General features: G+C 61.7%; 28 protein-coding genes. 15 read left to right on the top strand and 13 right to left on the bottom strand.

Going from position 1 to position 26,654, the window contains the following annotated elements:
• Position 1: 1 nt before the first annotated feature.
• The gene (locus ACR3EN_RS04235) at positions 2–808 is read right to left on the bottom strand and encodes a metal ABC transporter ATP-binding protein (protein WP_480824347.1); all 807 of its coding nucleotides are present in this window, start codon (positions 806–808) and stop codon (positions 2–4) included.
• Complete coding sequence (locus ACR3EN_RS04240) at positions 809–1,762, bottom strand: metal ABC transporter solute-binding protein, Zn/Mn family (protein ID WP_480824345.1); 954 nt, start codon at positions 1,760–1,762, stop codon at positions 809–811.
• Positions 1,763–1,961: 199 nt separating this feature from the next.
• On the opposite strand from ACR3EN_RS04240, the gene deoC reads away from it, so the two are divergent.
• From deoC to ACR3EN_RS04260, 4 genes are all read left to right on the top strand, one after another.
• The gene (gene deoC / locus ACR3EN_RS04245) at positions 1,962–2,951 is read left to right on the top strand and encodes a deoxyribose-phosphate aldolase (protein ID WP_480824343.1); all 990 of its coding nucleotides are present in this window, start codon (positions 1,962–1,964) and stop codon (positions 2,949–2,951) included.
• A gap of 47 nt (positions 2,952–2,998) precedes the next feature.
• Positions 2,999–5,332 (top strand): aldehyde dehydrogenase family protein, encoded by a 2,334-nt coding sequence (locus ACR3EN_RS04250; protein ID WP_480824341.1) that lies wholly within the window; start codon positions 2,999–3,001, stop codon positions 5,330–5,332.
• Between the two features lie 23 nt (positions 5,333–5,355).
• Complete coding sequence (locus ACR3EN_RS04255) at positions 5,356–6,171, top strand: SDR family oxidoreductase (protein ID WP_480824339.1); 816 nt, start codon at positions 5,356–5,358, stop codon at positions 6,169–6,171.
• An 87-nt stretch (positions 6,172–6,258) separates the two neighbouring features.
• Positions 6,259–6,990, top strand: coding sequence for a Crp/Fnr family transcriptional regulator (locus ACR3EN_RS04260; protein ID WP_480824337.1), 732 nt, complete (start codon positions 6,259–6,261; stop codon positions 6,988–6,990).
• A gap of 3 nt (positions 6,991–6,993) precedes the next feature.
• Here ACR3EN_RS04260 and ACR3EN_RS04265 read toward each other — a convergent pair whose 3' ends face one another.
• From ACR3EN_RS04265 to ACR3EN_RS04295, 7 genes are all read right to left on the bottom strand, one after another.
• Entirely contained in the window at positions 6,994–8,298 is a 1,305-nt protein-coding gene (locus ACR3EN_RS04265; protein ID WP_480824334.1) for a M16 family metallopeptidase, read from the bottom strand.
• Complete coding sequence (locus tag ACR3EN_RS04270; protein ID WP_480824332.1) at positions 8,295–9,635, bottom strand: M16 family metallopeptidase; 1,341 nt, start codon at positions 9,633–9,635, stop codon at positions 8,295–8,297. Before ACR3EN_RS04270 ends, ACR3EN_RS04265 begins: the two co-directional genes overlap by 4 nt.
• A gap of 86 nt (positions 9,636–9,721) precedes the next feature.
• Entirely contained in the window at positions 9,722–10,231 is a 510-nt protein-coding gene (locus ACR3EN_RS04275) for a DUF3035 domain-containing protein (RefSeq protein ID WP_480824330.1), read from the bottom strand.
• Between the two features lie 50 nt (positions 10,232–10,281).
• Positions 10,282–10,752: a signal peptidase II gene (lspA, locus tag ACR3EN_RS04280; RefSeq protein WP_480824328.1), complete on the bottom strand. Its 471-nt coding sequence runs from the start codon at positions 10,750–10,752 to the stop codon at positions 10,282–10,284.
• Positions 10,752–12,341, bottom strand: a complete 1,590-nt coding sequence (gene purH, locus ACR3EN_RS04285) for a bifunctional phosphoribosylaminoimidazolecarboxamide formyltransferase/IMP cyclohydrolase (protein ID WP_480824326.1) — start codon at positions 12,339–12,341, stop codon at positions 10,752–10,754. Before purH ends, lspA begins: the two co-directional genes overlap by 1 nt.
• A gap of 22 nt (positions 12,342–12,363) precedes the next feature.
• On the bottom strand, positions 12,364–14,103 hold the full coding sequence (locus ACR3EN_RS04290; protein WP_480824324.1) for a heparinase II/III family protein: 1,740 nt from the start codon (positions 14,101–14,103) through the stop codon (positions 12,364–12,366).
• Positions 14,104–14,191: 88 nt separating this feature from the next.
• Entirely contained in the window at positions 14,192–15,451 is a 1,260-nt protein-coding gene (locus ACR3EN_RS04295) for an RsmB/NOP family class I SAM-dependent RNA methyltransferase (protein ID WP_480824322.1), read from the bottom strand.
• A 91-nt stretch (positions 15,452–15,542) separates the two neighbouring features.
• Between ACR3EN_RS04295 and ACR3EN_RS04300 the strand changes: the two genes are divergently transcribed.
• Positions 15,543–15,725, top strand: coding sequence for a DUF1674 domain-containing protein (locus ACR3EN_RS04300; protein ID WP_480824320.1), 183 nt, complete (start codon positions 15,543–15,545; stop codon positions 15,723–15,725).
• On the opposite strand, the gene ACR3EN_RS04305 is transcribed toward ACR3EN_RS04300, so the two are convergent.
• Both ACR3EN_RS04305 and ACR3EN_RS04310 read right to left on the bottom strand, forming a co-directional pair.
• A complete protein-coding gene (locus tag ACR3EN_RS04305) occupies positions 15,722–16,396 on the bottom strand; it encodes a LysR substrate-binding domain-containing protein (RefSeq protein WP_480918392.1) in 675 nt (224 codons plus the stop codon). The two genes, ACR3EN_RS04300 and ACR3EN_RS04305, sit on opposite strands and share 4 nt — an antisense overlap.
• The gene (locus tag ACR3EN_RS04310; protein WP_480918393.1) at positions 16,387–16,581 is read right to left on the bottom strand and encodes a helix-turn-helix domain-containing protein; all 195 of its coding nucleotides are present in this window, start codon (positions 16,579–16,581) and stop codon (positions 16,387–16,389) included. The genes ACR3EN_RS04305 and ACR3EN_RS04310 overlap by 10 nt, the downstream gene beginning before the upstream one ends.
• A gap of 99 nt (positions 16,582–16,680) precedes the next feature.
• Between ACR3EN_RS04310 and tmpA the strand changes: the two genes are divergently transcribed.
• The 4 genes from tmpA to ACR3EN_RS04330 all read left to right on the top strand — a co-directional run bounded on the left by tmpA (position 16,681) and on the right by ACR3EN_RS04330 (position 20,023).
• Positions 16,681–17,817 carry a 2-trimethylaminoethylphosphonate dioxygenase gene (tmpA, locus tag ACR3EN_RS04315; RefSeq protein WP_480824316.1) on the top strand — a complete coding sequence of 379 codons (1,137 nt, stop codon included), beginning with the start codon at positions 16,681–16,683 and terminating at the stop codon, positions 17,815–17,817.
• Entirely contained in the window at positions 17,814–18,404 is a 591-nt protein-coding gene (gene tmpB / locus ACR3EN_RS04320) for a (R)-1-hydroxy-2-trimethylaminoethylphosphonate oxygenase (protein WP_480824314.1), read from the top strand. The genes tmpA and tmpB overlap by 4 nt, the downstream gene beginning before the upstream one ends.
• The gene (locus tag ACR3EN_RS04325; RefSeq protein ID WP_480824312.1) at positions 18,401–19,069 is read left to right on the top strand and encodes an ureidoglycolate lyase; all 669 of its coding nucleotides are present in this window, start codon (positions 18,401–18,403) and stop codon (positions 19,067–19,069) included. Before tmpB ends, ACR3EN_RS04325 begins: the two co-directional genes overlap by 4 nt.
• A gap of 93 nt (positions 19,070–19,162) precedes the next feature.
• A complete protein-coding gene (locus tag ACR3EN_RS04330) occupies positions 19,163–20,023 on the top strand; it encodes a hypothetical protein (RefSeq protein WP_480824310.1) in 861 nt (286 codons plus the stop codon).
• A 411-nt stretch (positions 20,024–20,434) separates the two neighbouring features.
• Here the strand turns inward: ACR3EN_RS04330 and dapB are convergent, their stop codons facing one another.
• On the bottom strand, positions 20,435–21,244 hold the full coding sequence (gene dapB / locus ACR3EN_RS04335) for a 4-hydroxy-tetrahydrodipicolinate reductase (protein WP_480824308.1): 810 nt from the start codon (positions 21,242–21,244) through the stop codon (positions 20,435–20,437).
• 91 nt (positions 21,245–21,335) lie between these two features.
• On the opposite strand from dapB, the gene rbfA reads away from it, so the two are divergent.
• The 6 genes from rbfA to rpsO all read left to right on the top strand — a co-directional run bounded on the left by rbfA (position 21,336) and on the right by rpsO (position 25,484).
• Positions 21,336–21,731, top strand: a complete 396-nt coding sequence (rbfA, locus tag ACR3EN_RS04340) for a 30S ribosome-binding factor RbfA (protein WP_010438628.1) — start codon at positions 21,336–21,338, stop codon at positions 21,729–21,731.
• Positions 21,728–22,468, top strand: a complete 741-nt coding sequence (locus ACR3EN_RS04345; protein ID WP_480824306.1) for a phosphodiester glycosidase family protein — start codon at positions 21,728–21,730, stop codon at positions 22,466–22,468. Before rbfA ends, ACR3EN_RS04345 begins: the two co-directional genes overlap by 4 nt.
• A gap of 54 nt (positions 22,469–22,522) precedes the next feature.
• Positions 22,523–23,428 carry a tRNA pseudouridine(55) synthase TruB gene (gene truB, locus ACR3EN_RS04350; RefSeq protein ID WP_480870646.1) on the top strand — a complete coding sequence of 302 codons (906 nt, stop codon included), beginning with the start codon at positions 22,523–22,525 and terminating at the stop codon, positions 23,426–23,428.
• Positions 23,429–23,449: 21 nt separating this feature from the next.
• The gene (locus ACR3EN_RS04355) at positions 23,450–23,953 is read left to right on the top strand and encodes a DUF1643 domain-containing protein (RefSeq protein ID WP_480824302.1); all 504 of its coding nucleotides are present in this window, start codon (positions 23,450–23,452) and stop codon (positions 23,951–23,953) included.
• A 95-nt stretch (positions 23,954–24,048) separates the two neighbouring features.
• On the top strand, positions 24,049–25,071 hold the full coding sequence (locus ACR3EN_RS04360) for a calcium-binding protein (RefSeq protein ID WP_480824300.1): 1,023 nt from the start codon (positions 24,049–24,051) through the stop codon (positions 25,069–25,071).
• Between the two features lie 143 nt (positions 25,072–25,214).
• Positions 25,215–25,484: a 30S ribosomal protein S15 gene (rpsO, locus tag ACR3EN_RS04365; RefSeq protein ID WP_008757925.1), complete on the top strand. Its 270-nt coding sequence runs from the start codon at positions 25,215–25,217 to the stop codon at positions 25,482–25,484.
• 86 nt (positions 25,485–25,570) lie between these two features.
• Here rpsO and ACR3EN_RS04370 read toward each other — a convergent pair whose 3' ends face one another.
• Positions 25,571–26,473: a hypothetical protein gene (locus ACR3EN_RS04370; protein ID WP_480824298.1), complete on the bottom strand. Its 903-nt coding sequence runs from the start codon at positions 26,471–26,473 to the stop codon at positions 25,571–25,573.
• Between the last annotated feature and the right edge of the window lie 181 nt (positions 26,474–26,654).

The raw sequence follows: 26,654 nt of genomic DNA on the forward strand, positions 1-26,654 counted from the left end.
ATTACCCCAGCGCGCGCGAGATCTGGTCGATCTGAGCGGTGGCCAGACGGCCCCCGTAAGCGGCCTGCAGGGTTTCGGCAGTGAAAGCCTTGGACACCGGGCCTTCGGCGACTTTGCGGGTGTTGATCAGGAAAACATGGTCGAAATAATCGGTCACCGTGGCCAGATCGTGATGCACGACAACAACGGTCTTGCCCGCCTCTTTCAACGATTTCAGCACTGCGATGATGGCTTTTTCGGTTGCGGCATCGACCCCGGCAAACGGTTCGTCCAGCAGATACAGGTCGGCATCCTGTGCCAGCGCGCGCGCCAGAAACACCCTCTGTTGCTGACCACCCGAAAGCTGCCCGATCTGGCGCTCGGCGAAATCGCGCATGCCGACGCGGTTCAGACAATCCAATGCGCAGGCCATGTGACGCGCTCGCACACGGCCCAGCAGACCCAATTGGCGCGACAGGCCCATCAGAACGACGTCGATTACACGGGTGGGGAAATCCCAGTCCACGCTGGCGCGCTGCGGCACATAGGCGATACGTGCGCGCTGCGCTTCAAGCGGCTGGCCGTAGACCGTGACCTGCCCGGACAGCGGCGAAACGATCCCCAACGCCGCCTTGAGCATGGTCGATTTACCAGCCCCGTTCGGTCCGATGATTGCCGTCATAGCACCGGGCGTCACGGTCATGTCCACCGAGAACACCGCCGGTTTCTGGCCGTAAGATACTGTCAGCCCGCGAATGGCCAGCGGGCTGTTGTCGATCCCCTGATCTTCGACCGAAACACCCTGATCCGACGCAAGCTCTAGCATCATTCAAAACCCCGCCGACAGTTTGCCATCCATACCCCGTCCGGGCACGTCGCCACCCAATGCACCGGCGATGACCGTAATGTTGTGATCCAGCATGCCCAGATAGGTGCCCTCGTAGGTGCCGGGCTCGCCCATGGCGTCCGAGTACAACTCGCCCCCCACGGTCACCTCATGCCCTTTGGCCGCAGCCCCTTCGATCAGCGCGCGGATCGAGCGGTCGGAAACCGAGCTTTCGACAAATACGGCAGTGATCTGACGGTCGACCAGCAGGTCTACCAGCTCTCCGATCCGGTTCAGACCAGCCTCGGACTGGGTCGAGATACCCTGAATGCCCAGAACCTCGTACCCGAAGCTGTCGCCGAAATAGCCAAATGCGTCATGGGCGGTGACCAGCACCTTGTTGTGGTCCGGCACCGAGCCCAACGCGTCTTGCGCATAAGCCGTCAGCCGGTCGATATCAGCCAGATGGGCCTGCGCGTTGGCTGCAAAGACCTCAGCCGCCTCGGGGCGGGCTTCGGTCAGCGCTGTCTGGACTTCGACCACCACATCGCGCCACAGATCCGGGGTCATCCAGACATGCGGATCGTATTTGTCGGCGTAATCGTCATGCGCCCGAAGCTTCGAGGTATCGATCCCCTCGGCCACCGCGACAACGGTGCGTTTGCGACCCAGATCGTGAAAGAAACCCTCCATCTGTGCCTCAAGATACAGCCCATGCCACAGCACCAGATCAGCGCGGGTCATAGCCACGATATCGGTCCGGGTCTGACGATAGGCATGGGGATCGACGCCGGGGCCCATCAGGCCCTTGACCTCGACCTGATCGCCGCCGACCTCGCGCGCCGCATCCGCGATCATGCCCGTGGTCGCCACCACCTTGAGCGGCTCCGCCGCCCAAGCCGCCGCGGGCAAGGTCGCGGCAAAGGCCAATGCTGCAAGAAAGCTGCGCCGAATCATGTGCAATCCCCTTTGAGTGTCCTGTTAACACTAAATATGAGAACCATTCGCAACTAAGTCAATGCTATTGAGAATTATTCGCAAGAAAGGCACTTAATTTGTCCATTTGGTCAAATTTTCTGCCATTCACGCGCTGCCGCGTCTTTCAATTGACGCCAGCCCGTGCGAATTTGGCGCAAATCTCCCAAAGGACGCGATGATGGAAACGCAGAGCCCCGTGCGCACCGCGCATCTGCCGCAAGTGACCGAGCCCCGGAACCCGGGAATGGAACTGGATCTGAACTGGGTGCGCAGCGCGCAGGCCAACACCTCGGCCATCGAGCGCCGTGCGGCAACTCTGCCGGGTCGGCGGTCAGTGAAAAAGGACTATCAGGCCGCGTGGCTTCTGAAGGCGATCACCATGATCGACCTGACGACGCTGGCGGGCGACGATACAGTGGGCCGCGTGCGTCGCCTGTGCGCCAAAGCGCGCCAGCCCGTGGCCCCTGCGCTGCTGCAGGCGCTGGATATGCCCCCGATCACCACAGGCGCCGTCTGTGTCTATCATGATATGGTCGAAACCGCGGTTGCGGCACTGAACGGCACCGGCATCCCGGTGGCCGCCGTCTCAACCGGCTTTCCAGCAGGACTGTCGCCCTTCCATCTGCGCGTGGCCGAGATTGAGGAGAGCGTAAAGGCCGGGGCCGAAGAGATCGATATCGTGATCTCACGCCGTCACGTGCTGTCGGGGGACTGGCAGGCCTTGTATGATGAGATGAAAACCTTTCGCGCCGCCTGTGGGGATGCCCATGTCAAAGCGATCCTCGCCACCGGAGAGCTGGGCAGCCTGCGCAATGTAGCCCGCGCCTCGCTGGTTTGCATGATGGCGGGGGCAGATTTTATCAAGACCTCGACTGGGAAAGAAGGTGTCAACGCCACTCTGCCGGTCTCGCTCGTCATGATCCGCGCACTCCGCGACTACTACGACCGGACTGGATACCGCGTTGGATACAAACCCGCCGGCGGGATTTCCAAAGCCAAGGACGCGCTGGTTTATCTGTCGCTGATCAAAGACGAACTGGGTGACCGCTGGTTACAGCCGGATTTGTTCCGGTTCGGTGCCTCGTCGCTGCTGGGTGATATCGAGCGGCAATTGGAACACTATGTCACCCGCGCGTATTCGGCCGGTTATCGGCATGCGATGGGCTGAGTCGGCGGAAACGTCCGGACAGTGAGTATTTGGGAAAAGATGAAGTCATGAGCGTGAAAGAGATATTCGAAACGATGGACTACGGCCCCGCCCCTGAAAGTGCGGCTGAGGCGCTGGCCTGGCTGGTCGATCAGGGCGATAAGTTCGGCCACTACATTGACGGGGCTTTCACCAAACCCGGCAAAGGCTTTGACAGCCGCAACCCCGCGACGGGCGAGGTTCTGGCCAAGCTGACCCAGGCCAAGCAGGGTGACGTAGACGCAGCCGTTGCTGCCGCGCGCAAGGCGCAGCCCAAGTGGGAAAAACTGGGTGGCGCGGGGCGGGCGCCGTACCTCTATGCCATTGCGCGGCTGTTGCAGAAGCATGCGCGGCTGTTTGCGGTGCTGGAAAGCCTGGACAACGGTAAGCCGATCCGCGAGTCGCGCGATATCGACATCCCGCTGGCGCAGCGGCATTTCTACTATCACGCGGGTATGGCGCAGTTGATGGAAAGCGAGTTGCCTGACGCGCAGGCACTGGGCGTATGCGGCCAGATCATCCCTTGGAACTTCCCGCTGCTGATGCTGGCGTGGAAAATCGCGCCTGCGCTGGCGATGGGGAATACGGTGGTTCTGAAACCGGCCGAGTATACATCGCTGACCGCATTGCTGTTTGCCGACATATGCTCACAGGCTGGACTGCCCAAGGGCGTCGTCAACATCGTGACCGGAGACGGCGCGGTGGGTGAGATGATCGTGAACGCCGACGTGGACAAAATCGCCTTTACCGGCTCGACCGTTGTGGGGCGGCGTATTCGCGAGGCGACGGCCGGCTCGGGCAAGGAACTGACGTTGGAGTTGGGCGGCAAGTCCGCCTATATCGTCTTTGACGACGCCGATATCGATTCAGCCATCGAAGGTCTGGTCGATGCGATCTGGTTCAATCAGGGTCAGGTCTGCTGTGCCGGATCGCGCCTTTTGGTGCAGGAGGGCATCGCCGATCGTTTCCACGACAAACTGCGCGCGCGGATGGATGGCTTGCGCGTTGGTGATCCGCTGGACAAATGCATCGACGTGGGCGCGGTTGTCGATCCGGTGCAGCTACAGACCATCAAAGGTATGGTCGAGAGCAACACGGTTGGGCATGTGCATCAGGCTGCCTGCGACTTGCCCGAGAACGGCTGCTATTACCCGCCCACACTGATCTCAGGGCTTGAGACCTCGGACCCGCTGATGCAGGAGGAGATTTTTGGGCCCGTGCTGGTGTCCTCGACCTTCCGTACTCCGGCTGAGGCGGTCGAGCTGGCCAACAACACCCGCTATGGGCTGGCCGCGACGGTCTGGACCGAGAATGTGAACCTCGCGCTGGATATCGCGCCCAAGCTGGTCGCCGGCGTGGTCTGGGTGAACGCCACCAACCTGTTCGACGCCGCCGCTGGGTTCGGCGGCGTGCGCGAAAGCGGCTTTGGTCGCGAAGGCGGTTGGGAAGGTCTGGCGGCCTATACCAAGCCCAAAGGCAAGGCCAAACCGCTGGCGAGGGTCGAGGCAACCATGGGCGAAGGTGCTCCGGTCGATCCCATCGACCGCACCGCCAAGATGTATGTCGGCGGTAAGCAGGCGCGCCCGGATGGCGGTTATTCGAAACCTGTCTGGGGCAAGACCGGCCTTTTGGGCCATGTGGGGCTCGCCAATCGCAAGGATGTCCGCAATGCGGTCGAGGCTGCTGCGGGGGCAAAGGCGTGGTCCAAAACCACTGGCCATCTACGCGCACAGATTTTGTATTACATCGGCGAGAACCTCTCGGCTCGTGCCGGTGAGTTCGCTGCCCGTATCGACGCCATGACCGGCGGTAAGACCGGCGCGAAAGAAGTGGATGCCTCGATCCAGCGCCTGTTCACCGCCGCGGCCTGGGCCGACAAATATGACGGTCAGGTGCATGGGGTACCGATCCGGGGTGTTGCACTTGCAATGAAGGAACCCGTTGGTGTGATCGGTGCGCTCTGTGCGGATGAGGCACCTTTGCTGGGTCTTGTCTCGGCCATGGCACCGGCGATTGCAATGGGCAACCGAGTGGTGCTGGCCGCGAGTGAGCCCTACCCGCTGGCGGCGACGGATTTCTACCAAATCCTCGAAACCTCAGACGTCCCCGCAGGCGTCGTCAATATTCTGACTGGCAGCCATTCGGAACTGGCGAAACCGCTGGCCTCGCATCTGAACGTGGATGCAGTCTGGTCGTTCTCGTCCACCGACCTGTCAAAAGAGATCGAGGCCGTGTCTGCCGGGAACCTCAAGCGCACATGGGTCAATAACGCGACGGCATTTGACTGGAGCGTGGACCATTCGCGCCGCTTCCTGCAGGCTGCGACCGAAGTGAAAAACATCTGGGTGCCCTACGGCGAGTAGGGCTCCCGCTACGGGAGGCCTATATGGATTTTTCAGGACAAACCGTCATCGTAATCGGCGGCACCAGCGGTATCAACCGGGGCATTGCCGAGGCCTTTGCGTCCTCGGGTGCCAAGCTGGCCGTGGCCAGCCGGTCTCAGGACAAGGTCGATGACACCGTCGCTGCGCTGAAAGCGGCAGGTGCGGCAGAGACCATCGGTGCGGCGTTCGATGTGCGCGACCCGGAGGCGGTGGCTGCGGGCCTGAAGCAATTCCACGAGGCGCTTGGGGATTTCGACGTACTGATCTCGGGGGCTGCGGGGAACTTTCCGGCGCTGACATCCGAGATGTCGGTGAACGCGTTCAAAACCGTTGTCGATATCGATCTGATGGGCACTGTTCATGTTCTGAAAGGGGCCTATCCCTATCTCAAACGGCCCGGAGCCAGCATCATCAATATCTCGGCCCCGCAGTCTTATCTGCCTCACGAGGGTCAGGCCCATGTCTGCGCCGCCAAGGCAGGGGTGGATCAGATCACCCGGACGCTGTCCATGGAATGGGGCGTCGAAGGCATCCGTGTGAACTCGGTTGTGCCCGGATTTATCGAAGGCACCGAGGGGGCCAGAAGACTGGCGCCAACTCCCGATGCCGAAGACGCGCTGCGCCGCGACGTGCCACTAGGGCGCTGGGGCCAGCCGCAGGATGTGGCAAACGCGTGCCTGTTTCTCAGCTCGCACCTTGCCAGCTATATCAGCGGTACGGTTCTGGCAGTGGATGGCGCGCTCTACCAACGGGGCTCGGGCAAGTTCGGCCAGATGATGGGTCAGATGCTGCGCGCGCGGGCTAAAGCGCAGACATAATCTTGTTTAACCTGTGAAGCGGTTCATATACAGCGCCTGATCAACCCCGCAGTTTACGGCTCATCACATCGAAAGGATGGGCCAGACATGCTGACATTGCCATTCGGTACCGCTGAGACGGCACAGATCATTGTGATGATCGGTGTATTGGGCGCGGGGCTCTATATCCTGAATTACTTTCTGCTTCAGATGGGGATCGTCCGGGGCAGCGGCATTCTCTATCCCCTCCTGGTCATAATCGCAGCCAGTTGCGTGCTGGTCAGCATGGCCGTGGAATTCAATCTGGCCGGGTCGATCATCCAGATGGCCTATATCCTGATATCGGTCATGGGTTTGTTGCGCGGGTATCTGTCGCGCCATCTGGTACGATTTTCCAAACCGGAACGGCAGTTTGTCGAGAACTATCTGGAAACACTGAAACCTCACCATGCCCGCAAACTGTTGAACACTGCCAGTCTCGTCACATTCGAGCCAGAAGAAATCGTGATCGAAGAAGGCATCACCAGCGATTACCTGGCCTATGTTCTGTCGGGCCGCACTACCATTTTGAAGAACGGGCAAGTCATCAACCGATGCGGGCCCGACCAGATCCTCGGAGAGCTGACATTTGGCATCGGCCTGCCTGCCACGGCGACGGTACGCGCCGCCGAACCGACCACCTGCCTTTTATTCGATAGCCAACGACTCGCCCGCCTGTTGCGGCGCAACCGTCACATCGATGACGCGCTCAAGGCCGCTCATTTCCGGCATGCACGCCAGAAACTGCTGAGCAGCAACAACCACACAGTGAAAGCACGCAGCACCGCGATCGCAGCCTGAACCTTACCCGTCCAGACCGACCGGCTTGCCGACAATGGTAAAGTGCAAACCTTCGGGATCCAGAAGTTCCGAGGCTACACGGTTGATCTCATCCAGCGTGACCGCATTCACCTTGTCGTTGCGCGTTGCGATGTAGTCGATCGGCAAATCCTGCATTTGCATGCCGACCATAATTCCGGCGATCTGACCGTTGCCATCAAAGCGTAGCGGATAAGCCCCTGTCAGATAGGTCTTGGCCTCGTCCAGCTCTTCCTGCGTGACACCGTCGGCGGCAGCGCGGGCCCATTCCTGCCGGATCACCTCGACCGCGTCCGCGATCCGGTCATTGGCCGAAGACACCGAGCCCAGATAAACCGAGGCCAGATCCTTGGGCACAAGGAAGGTCGAGACGCCATAGGTCAGACCCCGCTTTTCGCGCACCTCCTGCATCAGACGGCTTTCAAAGCCGCCGCCGCCCAAAATGTGGTTCAGGATGAAGGCGGCAAAGAAATCCGGATCATCGCGGTCGATCCCCGCGTGGCCGAACAGGGCGACCGACTGCGGTGTGTCGAACTCTATGACGCTGACGCCTCCGGGAATACTTACTTCGGCGCGGCCGGGAATGGCTTTGCCAGTGGCAGGCAGATCCGCCAGCAGCGTGTCCAAAAGCGCGCCCAGTTCTTCGGCTGTGATGTCCCCAACGGCCCCGACATACAGGCGATCTTTGGCAAAGACATTGTCATAGGCCGCGACGACATCATCGCGGGTCAGGGCCGCGACGCTTTCGATCGTGCCCTTGCCGTCCGAACCATAGGGGTGATCCCCGTAGGCCATCTGCGCGAAGCTGCGCCCGGCGATATCATTCGGATCCGTCTGGTCCGATTTCAGGCCCGAAATCACCTGCGCACGCACGCGCTCGATAGCATCCTGATCGAAGCGCGGTTCGTGAATGGTGGTACGCAGAAGATCAACAACATCATCGCGATTTTCGGTCAGAAACCGGGCCGAGATCGACACAGTATCATCAGTTGCGCGATAGCTGAACGAAGCCGCGAGCGATTCCAATTCGCGCGCATAGCTGCGGGCATCCATCTCACCCGCGCCTTCCTCAATCAGACCGCTCATCAGGTAGACCGCGCCGCGTCGGTCGGGTTCGTCCAGCGAGGTGCCGCCGCGGAATCGCAGTTCCAGCGCGGTGAAGGGGATCGAGTGATCCTCGACCAACCAGGCCTTGATCCCGGAGGGGGATGTCACCTCTTTGATCTCGATCTCGGCCCAGGCAGGCAGGGCTATGACACAGGCGATCAGGGTCGCGAAAATCCGTTTCATTGGGTCACCTCATCATCGCGCATGAGCCAGCCGGTAACGGATGTCTCGGGTTGCAGAACCTCGCGCGCGGCGGCGATGATCTCATCCCCAGTGACAGCCTGCAGGATATCGGGCCAGGCCTGCACATCTTCGACCGTCAGACCACTGGTCAGCGCCCGGCCATAGCGGTTGCCGATGGCGTCCACGTTGTCGCGCGCATAAACCTGCGATGCCCGCAGTTGCATCTTGATCCGGTTCAGGTCGTCCTCGTTCACGCCTTCGGCGATGAAATCGGCCACGGTCTGGTCCATCGCATCCTCGGCCTCTTGCAACGACACGCCAGCGGCCGGCACAACGAGCAGGTCAAAGGTTGTGTCATCCAGCGACACACCCCGATAGAAGGCCCCCGCATAGACCACTTTCTGCTGCTCGAACTGCAGCTTCTCGTTCAGATACGAGGTCGTGCCACCGCCCAACAGCTCAGCCAGCAAAAACAAAGCGGCGGCCTTTTCCTGCGCGCCCGCATCGCGTTCGGGGGCCAGATAGCTGCGCTGCACATAGGGCTGAGCCACGCGGGGATCTTTGAAGGTCAGACGACGTTCCGCCGTTTGGGGCGGTTCCTGCGAGCGGATACGCTCAGGCAGATCCGGGTTGGCCGGGATCACGCCGTAGTACTGATCGGCCAGCTGTCGGACCTCATCGGGGTCAACATCGCCGGTTACGACCAGAATGGCGTTATTGGGCGCATAATGGGTCTGATAGAAGGCCAGCGCGTCGTCCATATCCAGCGTCTCCATCTCGTGGCGCCAGCCGATGATGGGCACGCCATAGCGATGGTTGAGATACTGCGCAGCGTTCATCTGCTCGCCGAACAGCGCGCGCGGATTGTTCTCGGTCCGCTGGTTGCGTTCTTCCAGGATCACGTCGCGTTCAGTCACGATATCGTTTTCGGTCAGGCGGATGTTGCGCATCCGGTCTGCCTCCATCCGCATCATCAGTTCCAGCCGGTCAGCCGCGACGCGCTGGAAATAGGCGGTATAATCGTAAGAGGTGAAGGCGTTGTCATTGCCGCCATTGGCTGCAACCGTGGCCGAGAACTCACCCGGTGCCAGAGTATCCGTGCCCTTGAACAGAAGGTGTTCCAGAAAATGCGCAACGCCAGATGACCCGACAGGTTCATCTGCCGATCCGGCGCGATACCAAACCATATGCTGTACGACCGGCGCTCGGTTGTCCTCGATCACAACGACATCCATGCCGTTGTCGAGTGTGAAAGTCGTAACCGCCTCATGCCCCTCTTTCGCCCAAAGAGGGGTCGCGGCGATCAGGGCAGCCGACAATGCCAGGGCCCGAACCATGGGGCGTCCTCCGTTTCGTTTGCTGATATTCAAACTACGGTGGGACCGCGCGGGTTCAAGACCAATGACGGAAAGTTAAGAAGATTTCATTGCCGTGGCGGGGCCGAAGGCGTCTCGATCCCACGGCTGCGCGCCGCCTCGTTGACGGCATCCGCGTTGATCGCTTCACGCTCGTAGACCTGCGCATACCGATCCACCGGGAACAAACGCAGGCGGGTCAGCCGGCCCTTGCGTTTGCGGAAATCGGCATCTTCCTCGTTCACGACCTGCCGCGTGTTGGCCGCAACGCCATAGCGGCTGGACGCGGTGACCAGCGCGGCGTCGCTGGACGGCACGCCGGCATTTGGATTCAGCGCAGCTTCGCTGCCGCCCAGCGCCACGACCGCATCGGCCTTGGGGTTGGGATCGGTCAGGTTGCTTCCGCCGGGCGTCGGCGCGGGCAGGAAAGCATAGTCTTTCGGCTGGGTCAGCGGCTTGACCGGCAACACGGAGAACTCATCCGGCCCCTGCCCCGGAGGCTCGAGGTTGCGCAAACCAATATCGGAACACCCCGCAAGCGCGAGCGTCAGAACAAGGATGGCGTGCGGCATTCGCATTGGTATCTCCAGCCAGTTTCAGGCATCTCTATCGCATATCTGCGAACAGGTCACGAGGGCTTTTTGCCGTCAAACAGCACCAGCCCCAACGCTCCCGCGAAAATGAATACATCCGCCAGATTGAACACAAACGGGTTGTTGATGCCGCAGCAGGACATATTCAGAAAGTCCAGAACATAGCCGTAAAGCACCCGGTCCACGACATTTCCCAGCGCCCCGCCGACCAGAAGGCCACCGCAGAACAGCATCAATTTGGACGGGGCCGCGCGCGCAAGCCAGATCAGAACCCCGGCGCAGATCGCCAGCGAAACGCCGATCAGCACCCAGCGCGCAGCCTCGCTGTTACCTTGGAACAGGCCAAAGTTGATGCCGCGATTCTCGCCGTACTTGAACACCAGAAGCGGCGGCAACACGTCGATATCGCCCTGCGCCACGCGCATCACGTGAACGACCAGATACTTGCTGATCTGGTCGATCAGAAACGCCGCCAATCCGGCCCAGAGAAGGAGCGGGCTGCGCATCAGTGCCGGAAATGCCGCATACCGGTAAAGACCATGGCCAGACCGGCCTCATCCGCAGCAGCAATCACCTCGTCATCGCGCATCGAGCCGCCGGGCTGGATCACGCAGGTTGCACCGGCCTCGGCGGCCTCCATCAGGCCGTCGGGGAAGGGGAAGAACGCATCCGACGCCACCGCCGAGCCGATGGTCAGCGGTTGCGGCAGGCCCAGCACATCGGCCATGCGCTCGGCCTTCTTGGCCGCGATCAGGGCCGAGTCCACGCGGCTCATCTGACCCGCGCCCACACCTACGGTTGCGCCGTCTTTGACATAGACGATGGCGTTCGACTTGACGTGTTTCGCCACTTTCCACGCGAACAGCAGGTCGCGCATCTGCTCGTCGGTCGGGGCCTTTTTGGTGACAACCTTCAGGTCATCCATGCCGACAAAGCCATTGTCTTTGTCCTGCACCAGCAGACCTCCGGCGACCTGACGCACGGTTTTGCCACCGGCGGTCACATCCGGCAGGCCCTCGGTCGTCAGCAAGCGCAGGTTCTTCTTGGCGGCAAAGATCGCTTTGGCCTCGTCTGACGCACCCGGAGCGATCACGACCTCGGTGAAAATCCCGGTGATCTCTTGCGCGGTTTCCGCGTCCAAAGGCTGGTTCAGCGCCACAATGCCGCCAAAGGCCGAGGTCCGGTCGCAGTCAAACGCCGCTTTGTAGGCGTCCAGCAGGTTTGCGCCCTTGGCGACACCACAGGGGTTGGCGTGTTTGATGATGGCACAGGCGGCACCTTCTGCCGGATCGAACTCGGCCACCAGTTCGAACGCGGCATCGGTGTCGTTGATGTTGTTATAGCTCAGTTCCTTGCCCTGATGCTGCACGGCGGTGGCCACGCCGGGGCGGCCCGTGCCATCGGTGTAGAACGCCGCCGTCTGATGGCTGTTCTCGCCATAGCGCAGGGTCTGTTTCAGCTCACCGGCAAAGGCGCGGCGTTTCGGGGCCTCAAGCTCCAGCGCGCCGGCCAGCCAGTTCGACACGGCGGTGTCATAAGCGGCGGTGCGGGCATAGGCCTTTTGTGCCAGCTTGCGGCGGAATTTCGGGCAGGTCGCGCCGCTGTGTTGGTCCATATCGCCCAGCAGCTTGTCATAATCCTCGACATCCACGACCACGTTCACAAAGGCATGGTTCTTGGCCGCCGCGCGGATCATCGCCGGGCCGCCAATGTCGATATTCTCGACACATTCGTCATAGCCTGCACCTTTGGCCACGGTCGCCTCGAACGGGTAGAGGTTCACCACCAGCAGGTCAATCGCGCCGATCCCATGCTCGGTCATCGCCGCCACATGGGTGTCATTATCCCGCAGCGCCAGCAGCCCGCCATGCACCATCGGGTGCAGCGTTTTCACCCGGCCATCCATCATCTCGGGGAAACCGGTGACCTCGCTGACATCCTTCACGCCAAGCCCCGCATCGCGAAGCGCCTTTGCCGTGCCGCCGGTCGACAGCAACTCGACCCCGCGTTCGGCCAAGGCCTTGCCCAGCTCGATCAGCCCGGTCTTATCGGAAACGGAAAGCAACGCGCGGCGCACGGGGTGAAGATCGGTCATGGGTCCAAAGGTCCTTTTGGCGTCAGTCGAATACGGGCTCGTCCCGGTGCGTGTCCCGCACGGCATAGGCTGTATCCTGAGCCTTCCGCAGCGTCCACCGGATGCGCGTCGCATACTCCATTGCGCGGCCAGAGAGAACGATCTGTTTTGTCGCGCGTGGCTTCAAGCGACCTTTTTCAAGATAAACGCTTGGTTCGACTGATAACTTTCCGATGTTGTCATGGCGGAAAACCCAGATCTCACCGCTTTTCAGCGCCATCGACACCGCAGCACCCCCCAGATCCAGCGCCGCATCCACGTCAGGATGCAGGTGGAAACGGATATCAAAGCCGATCCCTTTGAGGTTCGCCGCGTCCATCGCCCGGTCAAACTGCCGCTTGGCCTTGTCGGTGGCGGTCAGAAGAATATCCTCGCCTACCAATTCGCGCCCGTCAAAACGCAGTTCAAGCGTGCGGGCATGGGTCAGGCCGAAGACCTTGGCGTACCCGTCATGGCCGGCCATGAACCGGGTGCCCTCGAAGGCGTCCTCGAAATCCACCGGCACGTCTTGCGGGCCATCGACTAGCGCCTCATGCGCAGCACCTTTCATCGGTGCGGCAAGGCGGGCGCTGGAATATCCGTCAACGCATAATGTCGAGTGCGAGGGCGTCGCCCGTCCCGCCCGCCGCCAATCCTGCCCGAAGCTGCCGCCCGAACCGCAATTCACGATCAGCGGGCGGCGACCCGAGGTCAGTTCAAACGCAAGGGTCGAAGCATGGGCATTGTACGACGCGGCCCCTTTGGGCGGTGCGCTGGCATCCACCAGGACGGTGGTCCGCGACGCCGCCAACCGCGCAAAACCCATCGACAGGTCCGAATGGTGCTGCGGTTTCACGCCGCTATGGGCCAACGCCTGATCCAGCCGCCCTTCAAGCCCCCGCCCACCACCATGGAACCGCGCCAGCGCGCCATCCGCATGGCGCAGGTTGCGCAGGGTCGGCGCGATCCGCCGGATCGCCTCGGTCTGGGCCGCAGGTGTGCCACGACCCACCTCGCTCAGCGCGGCAGAGGTCCAGGCCAGCAGCGTGAAAACCTCAAGCAATTCCTCGGGGTTCCGGGTCGGGATACCCCCTTCGGCGTCAATCTGGCGCTGGCATTCACGGGCCAGCGCCTTGAGTGCAGGGTCGGCCATCTGTTCCAGCCCGTCCAGCGCCAGCCCAGCTTGCACCAGACCGCCCAGCGCCTCGAACCGGGGCAGGCCCGGCGTAGCCGCAGCCCAGCGTTTGGACAGGAACCACGTCTGCTGCGCCAGCGATCGGAAGAACAGCTTGCTGTGCGCCTCATCCATCCCGCGCAGCAGGAACAGGGCGTGGTTGATCCAGCGCATCACACGCCGCCCGGTCAGATCAGGGGCCCAACCGGGACCCTGCCCGCGCCCATGCGCCTCGATCCAGCCCCAGACCCAGCGCTGCGCCTTTTCGCGCGCGCGGTAGTCTCCGACAGCAGCCAGATCGTCGAGCCATGCGAATCCGTGGCGTTCGTTGTCGAAATCGGCGCTGGGGGCGATCACGTCCCAAAGCTCGGTATCTTCGGCCTCGACCAGATAGCCCGCGAACAGCAGATTGCCGGCCACCAGTTGCCGCCCCCGCGCGAATGAGCCGACCGTCCGCGGCTCGGGCTGGCCGACGAATCCGGCGACCGGCTTTCGCCTTTGGCTCAGACGCGCGTAGAGACGGTTCTGAAACCGTGTCCAGCGATTGGCCATTGGGTCCGAGTTTGACATGACGCTTGCGATTCTGCCCCTTGCGCTCTGCGGGCGCTTGAGCACACGATAGACCGGTCCGTTCGTCAAGTCATCGAAAAGCGTCGCCTCAGGCGGATTTGTTCAGACAGGCGATGTAGAACCCGTCCATCCCGCCTGTGTCGGGCCAGTAGTCAGGACGCAGGCGCAACCCGCCCTCCTCGGTGATCCAGTCGCTTTCAATGCCCGCAATATCCAATGCAGCGCGGTCAGTTTGCATATCCGAATGCTGTTCCAGCGCCTCTTCGATCTGCACCTCGCCTTCATCAGGCAACAGCGAACAGGTGCAATAGACCAGCCGCCCGCCGGGTTTCAGCAAGGACCAGGCATGGGCGAGCATCCGCGCCTGCAACTCGATCAGCCCGCCGAATTCCGAGCCGTCCTTAGCAAAGGGCAGGTCCGGGTGGCGGCGAATGGTACCGGTTGCCGAACAGGGCGCGTCCAGCAGGATGGCGTCGTATTCGCCCTCATGGTCCAGCGCATCAGCGGCGATCACGGTCGCCTTGAGGCCCGTGCGCTTCAGGTTCTCATGCACCCGCGCCAGTCGCGCCTCTGAGATATCCAGCGCCGTGACCTCGGCCCCCGCTGCCGCCAGTTGCAGCGTTTTGCCGCCCGGCGCGGCGCAGAGGTCCAGCACCTTTTCCCCCGCCTTCGGGGCCAGAACCCGCACAGGCAATGCCGCCGCCGCATCCTGCACCCACCAATCGCCTCGGTCATATCCCGGCAGGGTCGACACCTGACCGGCCTCGTGCAGCCGGACCGAGCTGGTGGGCAAGGCGTCTCCGCCCGGGGCCTCGGCCCCCGGTTTCAGGGTCACATCCAAAGGCGCGCCGTGGAAATGGGCCTGCTCCATGCCCTTCACGGCATCCTCACCCCACGCCATGATCAACGGATCGCGCAGCCACTCAGGCAGGCGGGGCACGCGCATCTTGGGCCATGCCTCGGAGCCGTCAGCGGCGATCTTGCGCAGAACTGCGTTCACCAGACCCTTGAGCCGCCCATGCTTGCGCGACCGTCCGATAATCTCGACCATCGCATTGACGACGCCATGTGCCGCCTCGCCATGGCACAGCTCGACCGTGCCCAGCCGCAACGCGTTGTGAACGGTCAGCGCAGGTGTCTGCCGCAGGTGGTCCGCCAGCAGCCGGTCGGCGCGCTCCAACCCGCGCAGGGTTTCGATGGTCAGCCGCTGCGCCCGCGCGCGATCTTCAGGAGCCAGACGATCCAGCGCACCCGCGGCCAGACATTCGGGCAGCAACCGCCCCTCGCCCAATATCTGATCCAGCAGATAGATGGCGCTGCGGCGCGCGGCGGTTGCGGAATTTGACATGATGCTGGTTGCCCCTGATGACCTTTGCCCGCATTGCCTTGGGCGGACGAGGGCGTATATCAAGGCGCGGAACGGAAAGGAACCCGATGTCATGAGTGACGCGCCCAAAGACCTGCCCCCCGCCGCCCAACGCGCTCTGGCCGAGGCCGAGGCCCGTCGCAAAAAGGCCGAGGCCGAGGCGAAAGAGCAGCCCAAGGAACTGGGCGGGCGCGACGGCCCCGACCCGGCCCGCTATGGCGATTGGGAGAAGAAGGGCATCGCCATCGACTTCTAGGCCGCGCCCCGCAGCGCCTGCAGAAAATCGTCAATCAGTGCCCGCTGACGTTTCGACCGAACCCGATCTTCGGGCCATGTCAGCCAGTATCCATCCTTGGTCTGCAACTCCGGCAGGTCCAGACAGCTCAGCCGCCCCGTCTGCAGGTTGCCTGCCGCCAGCGGCACCGAGCCCAGCACAATCCCCATCCCCTGCCGCGCTGCTGTGATTGCATGGCCCACAGAATCGAAACTCAGCCGCCCCGTCGGCAAATCCTCAACCCCGGCAACAAGCGCCCAATCCTGCCAACCGGGGCGTTCTCCGCGCAGATCAATCAGCGGCGCACCCCATTCGACACCAGGCGCAGCCATCGGGGCCAGTACCTCGGGCGCGATCAGTTTCGCCTCGCGACCAGCCCATGATCCGCGACCATAGCGTAACTGCAGCCATGTCCGCTCTTCCTCCAGCGACGATCGGCGGGCCATGGAATCGGTCATCACCCGCACTTTGGGCCGTGCCTCCAGAAACGCGGGCAAGGCGGGCAGGACCAAAGCATGGATGTGCGACGACAACCCCGCCACCCGCAATTCGCGGGGGGATTTGCCGAACAGGTCCTCGGTATTGCGCTCCAGCGCCTGCAGGCTGTCCTGCACCAGCGGCAGATAGCTTTCGCCTTCGATGGTCAGAGACACCCCCGCGCCTCACGCACGAACAGCGACCGGCCCAGCCACGCCTCAAGATTGCCGATCCTCTGACTGACCGCCGCCTGCGTCAACCCGAACTCGCGCGCGGCGGCGGAAAAGCCGCCCAACCGGCCTGCGGCCTCGAACATGCGCAGCCAGTCCAGCGGCGGCAATCCAATCTGTTTCTTAGCCATTAGATTTTCCGGTCCTCAGTCGCAATAAGGATTAATTGTCGTAATGCCACGAACCGCGTATCTCCTCAACCAAAGCCCGCGCTGAACAGGAGAGACCCGATGCTGCGCACCGCCACCTTCGATCCGTCCGTTGTCACCGTTGAATTCGCCGATGGCACACGCTCCCGCTTTCACGCCATCTGGCTGCGCGACAACGCGCTTGACCCTGAGACCCGCGCGCCGGGCAATGGTCAGCGTCTGATCACCATCGGCGACATCCCTGCCGATACTGCGATCAGCACTGTCGAGATTGCCAATGGCGATCTGCAGGTCACCTTCCTGCCAGAAGACAAGGCCGTCACCTTCCCCGCCGACTGGCTAGCCGCGCACAGCTATGACCGCGATCAGAGCACCGAATTCGGGCGCATCGCCCCCGGCATCACCACATGGGCGCAAGGCATCGACGCCCCAAGTGGCGACTGGGCGCAGGTCCACGCGGACCCGATCGCCAAGCGCAACTGGCTGGCCGCCGTTGCCGAATACGGTTTTGCCAAGCTGACGGGCGGCCCGACCGAACCGGAATCGCTGCTGCGGGTGGCGGACCTGTTCGGCTATGTCCGCGAGACCAACTATGGCCCCTATTTCGAGGTACGCACGGAAGTGAACCCGACCAACCTCGCCTATACCGGGCTGGGTTTGCAGGCTCATACCGACAACCCCTATCGCGACCCGGTGCCGACGCTGCAGATCCTCTACTGTCTTGAGAACAGCGCCGAGGGCGGCGACTCAATCGTCGTTGACGGGTTTCGCGCTGCCGAGAAGCTGCGCGATCAGAACCCCGAGGGCTTCGCCCTGCTGGCGGGCTACCCGGCGCGGTTTGAATACAAGGGCTCGGACGGGGTCTGCCTGCGCGCACGCCGCCCGATGATCGAACTGTCCCCTGATGGCGAGTTGATCGGCATCCGCTTCAACAATCGCTCGACCGCGCCGCTGGTCGACATCCCGTTCGACAAGATGGAGGCCTATTACGCCGCCTATCGTCAGTTGGCCGAGATTATCGACGACCCGGCGATGGGCGTGTCGTTCAAACTGGAACCCGGCGAAAGCTTCATCGTCGATAACACCCGTGTCCTGCACGCCCGTCTTGGGTACTCGGGCGCAGGCTCTCGCTGGCTGCAGGGATGTTATGCGGACAAAGACGGGTTACTGTCGACGCTGGCGGCGATGGAGATGACGCAACCGGAGGCGGCGGAATGAAACCCGATTTCTCGACCCTGACCCGCGACAACATCGTGGCCTTCATCGGCGATATCTTTACTCGCCGCGGCGGCGAGGAATATCTGGGCGAACCTGTCACCATGGCCCAGCATATGCTGCAGGGTGCCACCATCGCTGAACAGAACGGCATGCCCGAGGAAATCATCGTGGGCGCGCTGCTGCATGACATCGGCCACTTCACCTCGGAATTCGGCACCTACCACCCGGACGACACCGAGGACCGGCACCACGAAGATGCAGGGGCCGAGGTGCTGGAGCAGTTCTTCCCCTCTGTCATCACCGATTGTTGCCGGTACCACGTGGCAGCCAAGCGCTATCTCTGCGCCACCAAGCCCGAGTATTTCAACCGCCTCTCCACCGCCTCGGTCCACACGCTGGAACTGCAGGGCGGCCCGATGAGCGCCGAAGAAGTCGCCGCCTTCGAGGCCAACCCGAACCTGAAAGAGATCATTCAGGTGCGATATCTGGATGAGGCCGGAAAGCGCGCTGATATGGAAACCCCCGATTTCACTCATTTCGCCCCGATGGTGCAGCGCATGGTCGACAAACATATGGAGGTCGCATGAACGCTCCTGAGTACATCTTTGAAGCCAGCACCAAAACCTCGCTTCCCTGGCACGAGGTTCCTTTGATCCGGGCCACAGATGAGTCGGTCAAAGGCTATGGCTGTCTTGTCGATGACCCCGAAGGCTTCGAGATCGAGATCGCCCGCTGGCCGCAACAGGGCTGGCGGCCCATCGATGAAGGCACCGGCGATGAAGGTGGCTGGGTCGAGGGCACCTTCCACGGCGAATGGAAGGGTGATGTGCTCTATGGCCGGAACGAGGCGGTCGGCGGCCACTATGTTCTGGGCTGGTCCACCGACCCGCAGCAGGCGCAGGCGGACCGGCAAACCGAGCCCCGCGATCAGGTTCTACTGTGGCACATGAATTATCACCCCGATGGCGGTCAGATGTTTTGGCCGTTGGACAACAAACCCTTCATCATCCCCGCTGCCCTGCCGGGTGACAATCTGACACCGGAAAAGGTGGTGGCCTTCTGGTGTGACGGCTCCAAAGGCCTCTATATCCATCCCGGCATTTGGCACGAGGGGATTTTCCCGGTCGAAGACACCCAGCGGTTCCTTGATCGTCAGGGCGCAGTTCATGCTCGTGTCAGTGCCGATATCGGGCAGGAGTTCGGTGTCTACCTCGCCTGCCCGCTGCGCGCGGACAAGATCAAGGACCTGTAAGGACACGCCCTGCGGGGCGTATTTTCAGATTCCCTTAACCTTTGCCGCAAACATCTGCGATACTCTCCTTGGGCGTGTGCGATGGAGGCAAAGATGGCATTGAACCGACGGAAACTGGTCCAACTGGGAACCGCAGCCACGGCAAGCGCGGTGCTGCCGCGAATTGCCCTTGGCGCAACCGGCAACAATGACGCGTTCGAGGCTCAGTTTACCGACACGCTTGATCGCTTGCGCGCGGCCTATGCCGCGCTTGGTTTCGCCGAAGCCCCGCCTCTGTCAATCGCCACCGGTGATGCGAACTATAACGGCGGCCTGCGGCACGACTTTGATCAGGATGCTCTGCCGACGAATGCTTTCATCATCCAACCTCTGGCCCGCGTCGGCGATGTCGATGAGAAAACCCGCCCCGATATCCTGCCTCTGTTTCACGAGGTCGGCTGCCATCCCGGCGGAACGGTCACGGGCCGAGAGACGACCCAGCTGATGCTGCAGCTCCTGACCGAGACCTTCGGCCTCGACCCCGCGCGCATCGCCTTTGTCAGTGTGCCGCAGGCAGAAGATATGCGCCCCGTGCTGGACGGCTTGAACCTCTCCTTCGCTGAAAAAGTCCTGCTGCGCGACGAGGCCGAGGCGCTGGCCGCCCGCGATGCCTCGGGCTATTTCTTTCCCGACCCATTTGGCGAAGAGTATCTGGTCACGATGGGCGTCTATTACCGCGTTGGCGACCAACCCGAACCCGCGCCAACAGCCTATCCCCCATCGGCCAACTGGACCGAGATCGGCGAGATCATCATCGGCGGTGAGGTCGCGCCGTTGGGTATTTCCATCGGGGCTGAACGGCTGACCTATGCGCTGACCGGGCAATTCCCGACATGGGATGAGCGGTTGGGCGCTTTGTTTGCGGAGGTCGAGCAGGAGGGTGCCGAACCGCCCGGTCTGACCGCGTTTCAGTAATCTGCATTTTGCGAAGGGTATGAGGAATCTTATTTGCTGACTTTGTTCTTAATTATGTTTGGGTTTGTGTTCATCATGAGCCTGACATGCTGGATCGCCACGATTTTTCTGACTTCGGTTTTCCCGATATTCAAATTTAAAGACGAGTTTATCGAGTTCTGGATCAGAACAAGAGGCGAGCCACCATCACGCAAGCGATTGCTTCTGAACGCTCATGGAGCATGTAATATTTGGTTCAGGAGTGAAATATGTGACGATCTGAACGTACCCAATGGGATACGGATTATCCCGAATGCCAACTACTTCCATTTTTTCATGATACAGTTTCTATCGCTTTTCGCAGCTGTGGTATTTTGGATCGTGATGTTCTTTCTTTATGTTCTTGCGCGCGCTTACATATTGCCGTAGCCTCTAAAACCCCAGCACATCCACCATGTCATACTGACCCGGAGCCTTCCCCTGCCCCCACAGCGCCGCCTTAAGCGCGCCGCGGGCAAAAATGGCGCGGTCGGTGGCCAGATGGCGCAGGACGATGCGTTCTCCGGGGGCGGCGAACAGGACATCGTGTTCGCCCACGATGTCTCCGCCGCGAATGGCGTGGAATCCGATATCGCCGCGCTTGCGGGCGCCAGTAATACCGTCGCGGGCGCGGTCGGACACGTCCGCCAGATTGACCCCGCGCCCTTCGGCGGCGGCTTCGCCCAGCATCAGGGCGGTCCCCGAGGGCGCGTCGACCTTGTGGTGGTGGTGGCCTTCGATCACTTCGATGTCGAAATCCTCGTCCAGCGCGGCGGCAACCTTTTTGGTCAGCTGCACCAACAGGTTGACGCCAAGGCTCATGTTTCCGGCCCGTACGATCACTGCATGGCGCGCGGCGGGTTCCAGCGCCGCGATCTGCTCATCCGTCATGCCGGTGGTTCCGATCACATGCACACAGCGCGCTTGTGCCGCCAGCGCGGCGAATTCCAAAGTGGCCTCGGGCGCGGTGAAATCGATCACCGCCTGCGTCTGCGCAAAGGCCTCCAACGGGTCGTCCGTGACAGTGACGCCCAGCGCGGCGCCGCCCATCGCTGCACCCACATCCTGACCGATCCAGTCATGACCTTTACGCTCGACCACGCCGACCAGACGCGCCTGATCGCTGTCGGTCACGGTCTTGATCAGCATCTGCCCCATCCGGCCCGAAGCCCCTGTGATGACGATCCCCGGAATATGGGTCATTGCTTTGTTCCCTTGTTGCAGTCGGCTCAAAGCCTCCTACCCCGTTCGCGCCCGCTTGGCAAAGCCCCGCTTTGCGCTTAGATCGGGGATTATGGCAAAGAACAAATTCCACGATGGCCCCGGCCCGTCCCAACGACAGCTGCGCGTCGGCGAACTGATCCGCCGCACCCTGTCCGAGGTTCTGGCGCGCGGTGATGTCCATGACCCCGACCTGAACCGTATGTCGATCACCGTGGGCGAGGTGCGCACCTCGCCTGATCTCAAGATCGCCACCGCCTATGTGCTGCCTCTGGGCGGCAAGGGGCAGGAGGACGTGATCGAGTTACTGGCCCGCAACAAGGGTGAGCTGCGACGCATGGTCGGCAAGAAGGTTGGTCTGAAGTTCTCACCCGATTTGCGCTTTCGGCTGGACGACACGTTCGACCGTCTGGACGACACCCGCCGCATGTTCGAACAGGACGCGGTGCGCCGCGATCTGGACGAGTGATCCGGGCATTTGTCACGATAGGCGCGGTCCTTTGGGCTGCGCAGGCTGGCGCGGTGACCTGCGAGAAGGCCACCCATGAGGACAAGCGGTATACCGTCTGCGAGGCGGACGCGTCCGAAGACCTGCGCCTGTTTCTGAATGATGCAGACGGAGAGGTGCTGGGTCACTTTTCCAGCGTAAACGAGGTGCTGGCCGCGCAGGGCAAGCGCCTCGCCTTTGCGATGAATGCGGGCATGTATCACGACGACCGCTCGCCTGTCGGTCATTATGTCGAGAACGGGCAAGAACAGATGCGCGTCATCTCGAACCCCGGCCCCGGCAATTTCGGCCTGTTGCCCAATGGTGTGTTCTGTATCCGCGATGGTCGGGCGGACGTGTTCGAGACATTGGACTATATCGACCAAGCCCCCGATTGCCGTTTCGCCACCCAATCCGGCCCCATGCTGGTGATCGACGGAGAGCTGCACCCCCGGTTCCTGCCCGATTCGACCTCGCTTTTCGTGCGCAACGGGGTGGGCACCAGCGATGATGGGACGCGGGTGGTCTTTGCGATCTCTGAGGATTACGTCACCTTCCACGAATTCGGCAGGCTGTTTCGTGATGTGCTGCAAACCCCGAACGCGCTGTTCTTCGATGGTAATATCTCACGCATGTATGAGCGCGCCAGCAATCGCTCGGATATCGGGTTCTCGCTGGGGCCTATCGTGGGTGTAGTCGAAGACGTCCCTGCAAATTGACAGGGCCGAGGCGATCCGTTACCCCGCGCGCCTTGGCAAGATTCTGGGTGTGACATGGGACGCAAACGCAAGGGCCGCGATATCTCGGGTTGGCTGGTGGTGGATAAGCCTGCGGGCATGACCTCGACCGCCGTGGTCAACAAGGTGCGCTGGGCGATGGACGCGAAGAAAGCGGGCCACGCGGGCACTCTGGACCCCGAAGCAACCGGGGTGTTGGCCGTGGCCTTGGGCGAGGCGACCAAGACCGTTCCCTATATCACCGACGCCTTGAAAGCCTACACCTTCACCGTGCGTCTGGGTCAGGCCACCAACACTGATGACGCCGAGGGCGAGGTGATTGCGTCCAGCGATGCGCGCCCTTCGGATGAGGATATCAAACAGGCGCTCAGCCCATTTCTGGGTGAGATCATGCAAGTCCCGCCCAAGTTCTCCGCCGTGAAAATCGACGGCCAGCGCGCCTATAAGCTGGCCCGCGATGGCGAGGACTTGGAACTGTCGGCCCGTCCTTTGTGGGTCGAGGAGTTGATCCTTGTCGACCGCCCCGATGAAGATCACGTGGTGCTGGAGATGACATGCGGCAAGGGCGGCTATGTGCGGTCCATCGCCCGTGATCTGGGTGCGGCGCTGGGCTGCCACGGGCATGTGAAGGAACTGCGCCGTATCTGGTCCGGCCCGTTCGAGGCCGAAGACGGTCTGTCCATCGAACAGATCGACGAAATGGCCAAGACCACCGCGCTGGACAAATACCTACACCCGCTGGAAACCGGCCTCGCCGATCTGCCTGAGTTGAAATGCACCCCCGAAGGCGCCACACGTCTGCGCAACGGCAATCCGGGCATGGTGCTGGCTTCGGACGTGGAATACGGCGACGAGGCCTGGGCCTCGCTGGATGGCAAGGCTGTGGCCGTTGGCATCTACAAATCCGGCGAATTGCATCCCAGCCGGGTGTTCGTCACCTGACCCGCGTGATAGGCGAAGGGCATGATCACCCGAACGCATACCAAGGGCGACGCGCCCTCGACCGCCGTCTATTCCGATTGCGAGAAGTATCGCTATAGCCTGACCCGTGTCTGGGACCCTGCGGGGCGGAAAGCGCTGTTTGTGATGCTGAACCCCTCGACCGCGACCGAGGTGCAGAACGACCCCACGGTCGAACGCTGCGAACGTCGCGCGCGGGCGCTGGGGTTCGGGGCGTTTCAGGTCACCAACATCTTCGCCTGGCGCGACACCGATCCGCGCAAAATGCGCGCCGTTGCTGATCCGGTCGGTCCGGCAAACGACGCGGCCATTCTGGACGGCGTCAAATGGGCCGATCAGGTCATCGCCGCATGGGGTACCCATGGCGCGCATCTGGATCGCGGCCCGGCGGTTGAAAGCCTGCTGCGGGACGCCGGGCAGCCGCTGTTCCATCTGGGGCTAACCAAGGACGGGCACCCGAAACACCCGCTCTATATCGCCTATACCCAACAGCCCGAACGCTGGTGACAAAGGGTTAACCACGCCCCCAACTAGGTTTTGACCAAGTACCTGACACCATGAGATATTTCACACTCGGTGCATAGTGAATCCGGAGCGGTGTCATGTTTCTGATCGGGTTGTTTGGGCTGGCCGCCATCGGCGGCACCGCCTACGCAATGGGGGGCATCCTCACCCCCGAAGAAGAGGTCGAGGAAGAGGACAACCAAATCGAAGAGGCGGTCGAAGAAGACCTGACCGAGGGCAATCTTCTGGAACCCGACGACATCCCCGACAATCCTGCCGGTTCTGAACCGGCGGGAACGGGTGAGGTGATCTCGAACCACGACGGTGATCTGATCATCGCCGGGGAAGACGGCGCAGATGCGTTGTGCGGGCAGGAAGGTGACGATCAGATCAACGGATATGGCGGCGATGACCGGATCGACGGCGGTGCGGGGCATGATGTTCTGCATGGCGGCGCCGGGGATGATGTGATCCTGGGCAGTACGGGAAATGATGTGCTGCATGGTGACGGTGGTGCGGACACTCTGCGTGGACAGTCAGGAAATGACACTGTGTATGGCCATTTCGGCGCGGATCACTTGCAAGGCGGAGAAGGGGACGATCAGCTCTTTGGTGGTCAGGGTGACGACAGGCTTGACGGCGGCAGCGGGGATGATGCGCTACAAGGCGGCAAAGGCGCGGATTATCTAGCGGGCGGCGCAGGCGAGGACGCGCTGTTCGGGGGCGATGGCGACGATATCCTGACAGGCGATGATGGTGAAGGCGAAGACTCGCGCGATTTCCTGAATGGCGGTGCGGGCGATGACATCCTTCTGGCGCAGGACGGCGACGTGGTCACCGGCGGCGAGGGTGAAGATCAGGTCGTCCTGCAGTCAGAGCCCCCGGAAGACAGCGTGACGATCATGGACTTCGAGGTGGGGCAGGACAAGCTTCTGGTCACCTGGGACGGCGCTGACGATCCCGCTATCGAAATCGAAAAAGACCCCGAGACCGACGATTTGACCCGCGTGCGCCTGAACGGCGAAGAGATCGCAAAGCTTTATGGCGCAGAAGGCTTGCGCATCGAAGATATTCAACTGGTGAGCGAAGCGCATCTGGCCCGGCTGACCGCCACGGGTTAGACGCAGAAACCCTTTGCCATTGTCGGCAAAAGCGCCTATACGCGCCCATCCGCATCGGAATCGGTGCGGTTTTCTCCATGGGCCTGCGCTGGACGACATCCCGGCCTGCGCCATTAACGCTAACCTTTTACAAGGAGACCCCGATGTCGATTACTGCCGCTGAAAAAGCACGCGTCATGAAAGAATTCGCAACCAAGGACGGCGACACCGGTTCGCCCGAAGTCCAGGTTGCCATCCTGACTTCGCGCATCACCACCCTGACCGAGCACTTCAAGACCCACAAGAAAGACAACCACGGTCGCCGTGGTCTGCTGAAGATGGTGGCCCAGCGCCGTAAGCTGCTGGACTATCTGAAGGGCAAGGAAGAGGCCCGGTACCAGGACCTGATCAAAAAGCTGGGCATCCGCCGCTAAGCGGGTTCGCAGGGCTCACTCAGCCCCTTCGGCCAGCCTTATGTTCCAAACGCCCGCCAGATTTGGCGGGCGTTTTCAATTTGATATCAAATGGCCTGCCACTTCTTATACGTGTCGACGGCCAGAGCGGTGTCGATGACGAACATCGCGACCGCAGCGACCATCGCAACCATAGACAGCCAGAACGACCCACTGGCAGAGGCCAGCGCCAAGGTCATACCGCCCACACAGGTCGCGATCGCGGCAGCCTTCTCAAGACCGCTCATATCTGTCAGCACGATACCTGCGAGTTTGGTGAACCCAACCGATGCTTTGGCCACGCCCAGCATCGCCTTCATCTTGGCCACATCGCTGCCCGCCTTTCCCGCCTTGGCGATCGCACCTGCGTGACGGCTGATCGGTCCGCTGCACTTGACCGCGATACCCGCGCCAGCCTTGGTCACCGTCTTGCTACCCAGCGCCTGATACACACCCAGAGCCGCCATCGCCATGGTGATAATATCGGCGAAAGCCTTGGCCGCAGCTCCGATAAAAGTGTGCAGCGCAGCCTTCTTGCGCTTACTTTTACTGGATCCAAGCGGTGCACCCAGCAGTGGCGTATCTCCCTGCATCAGGATCAGGCTATCCGCCGTTTCTTCGACCGTGAAGGGCGCGTCATCAATTGGGACGGTCGCCGCATCAGCTTGGGAAATAGGATCCGGCGATAGAAAACGCGCCTTGATCTGCGCCTGCTGATCTTCAGGAAGCGAGCGAATCTCGGCTCCCTCCTCCGAGGCATAAAGCTCTTCCCAAGCGCTTTCCATGATCGCGGCCACCTCGGCCTCGGTCGGTTCAGCGGCAGGGGCTGTAGCCATCAGCGGCATGTCGGGGGTTGCGTCGATATCCACATCTTCAACCGCATCTTCAGGCAGCTTATCGAGCATCTCGACAAAGGACTCATCGAATACGTCTGGGTTAAATGAAATGCCCGAGGCGGAATGAAGTAGCATGTGTATACCTTTTCCAGAGATAGAACCAATAACCACAGACAATACCGAGATTTCGCATCCCGGCTGTGGCGCAGATCACACTGGCAAACAAAGGCAGCTTTGTCTTCGCCGCTTGGGCGATCCGCTTGTATCAAGGCAGAAAAAACGCCCACCGTGGGGCGGGCGTTTTTGTTTCGTACAG

The sequence above is a fragment of the Ruegeria sp. G7 genome (assembly GCF_056535465.1).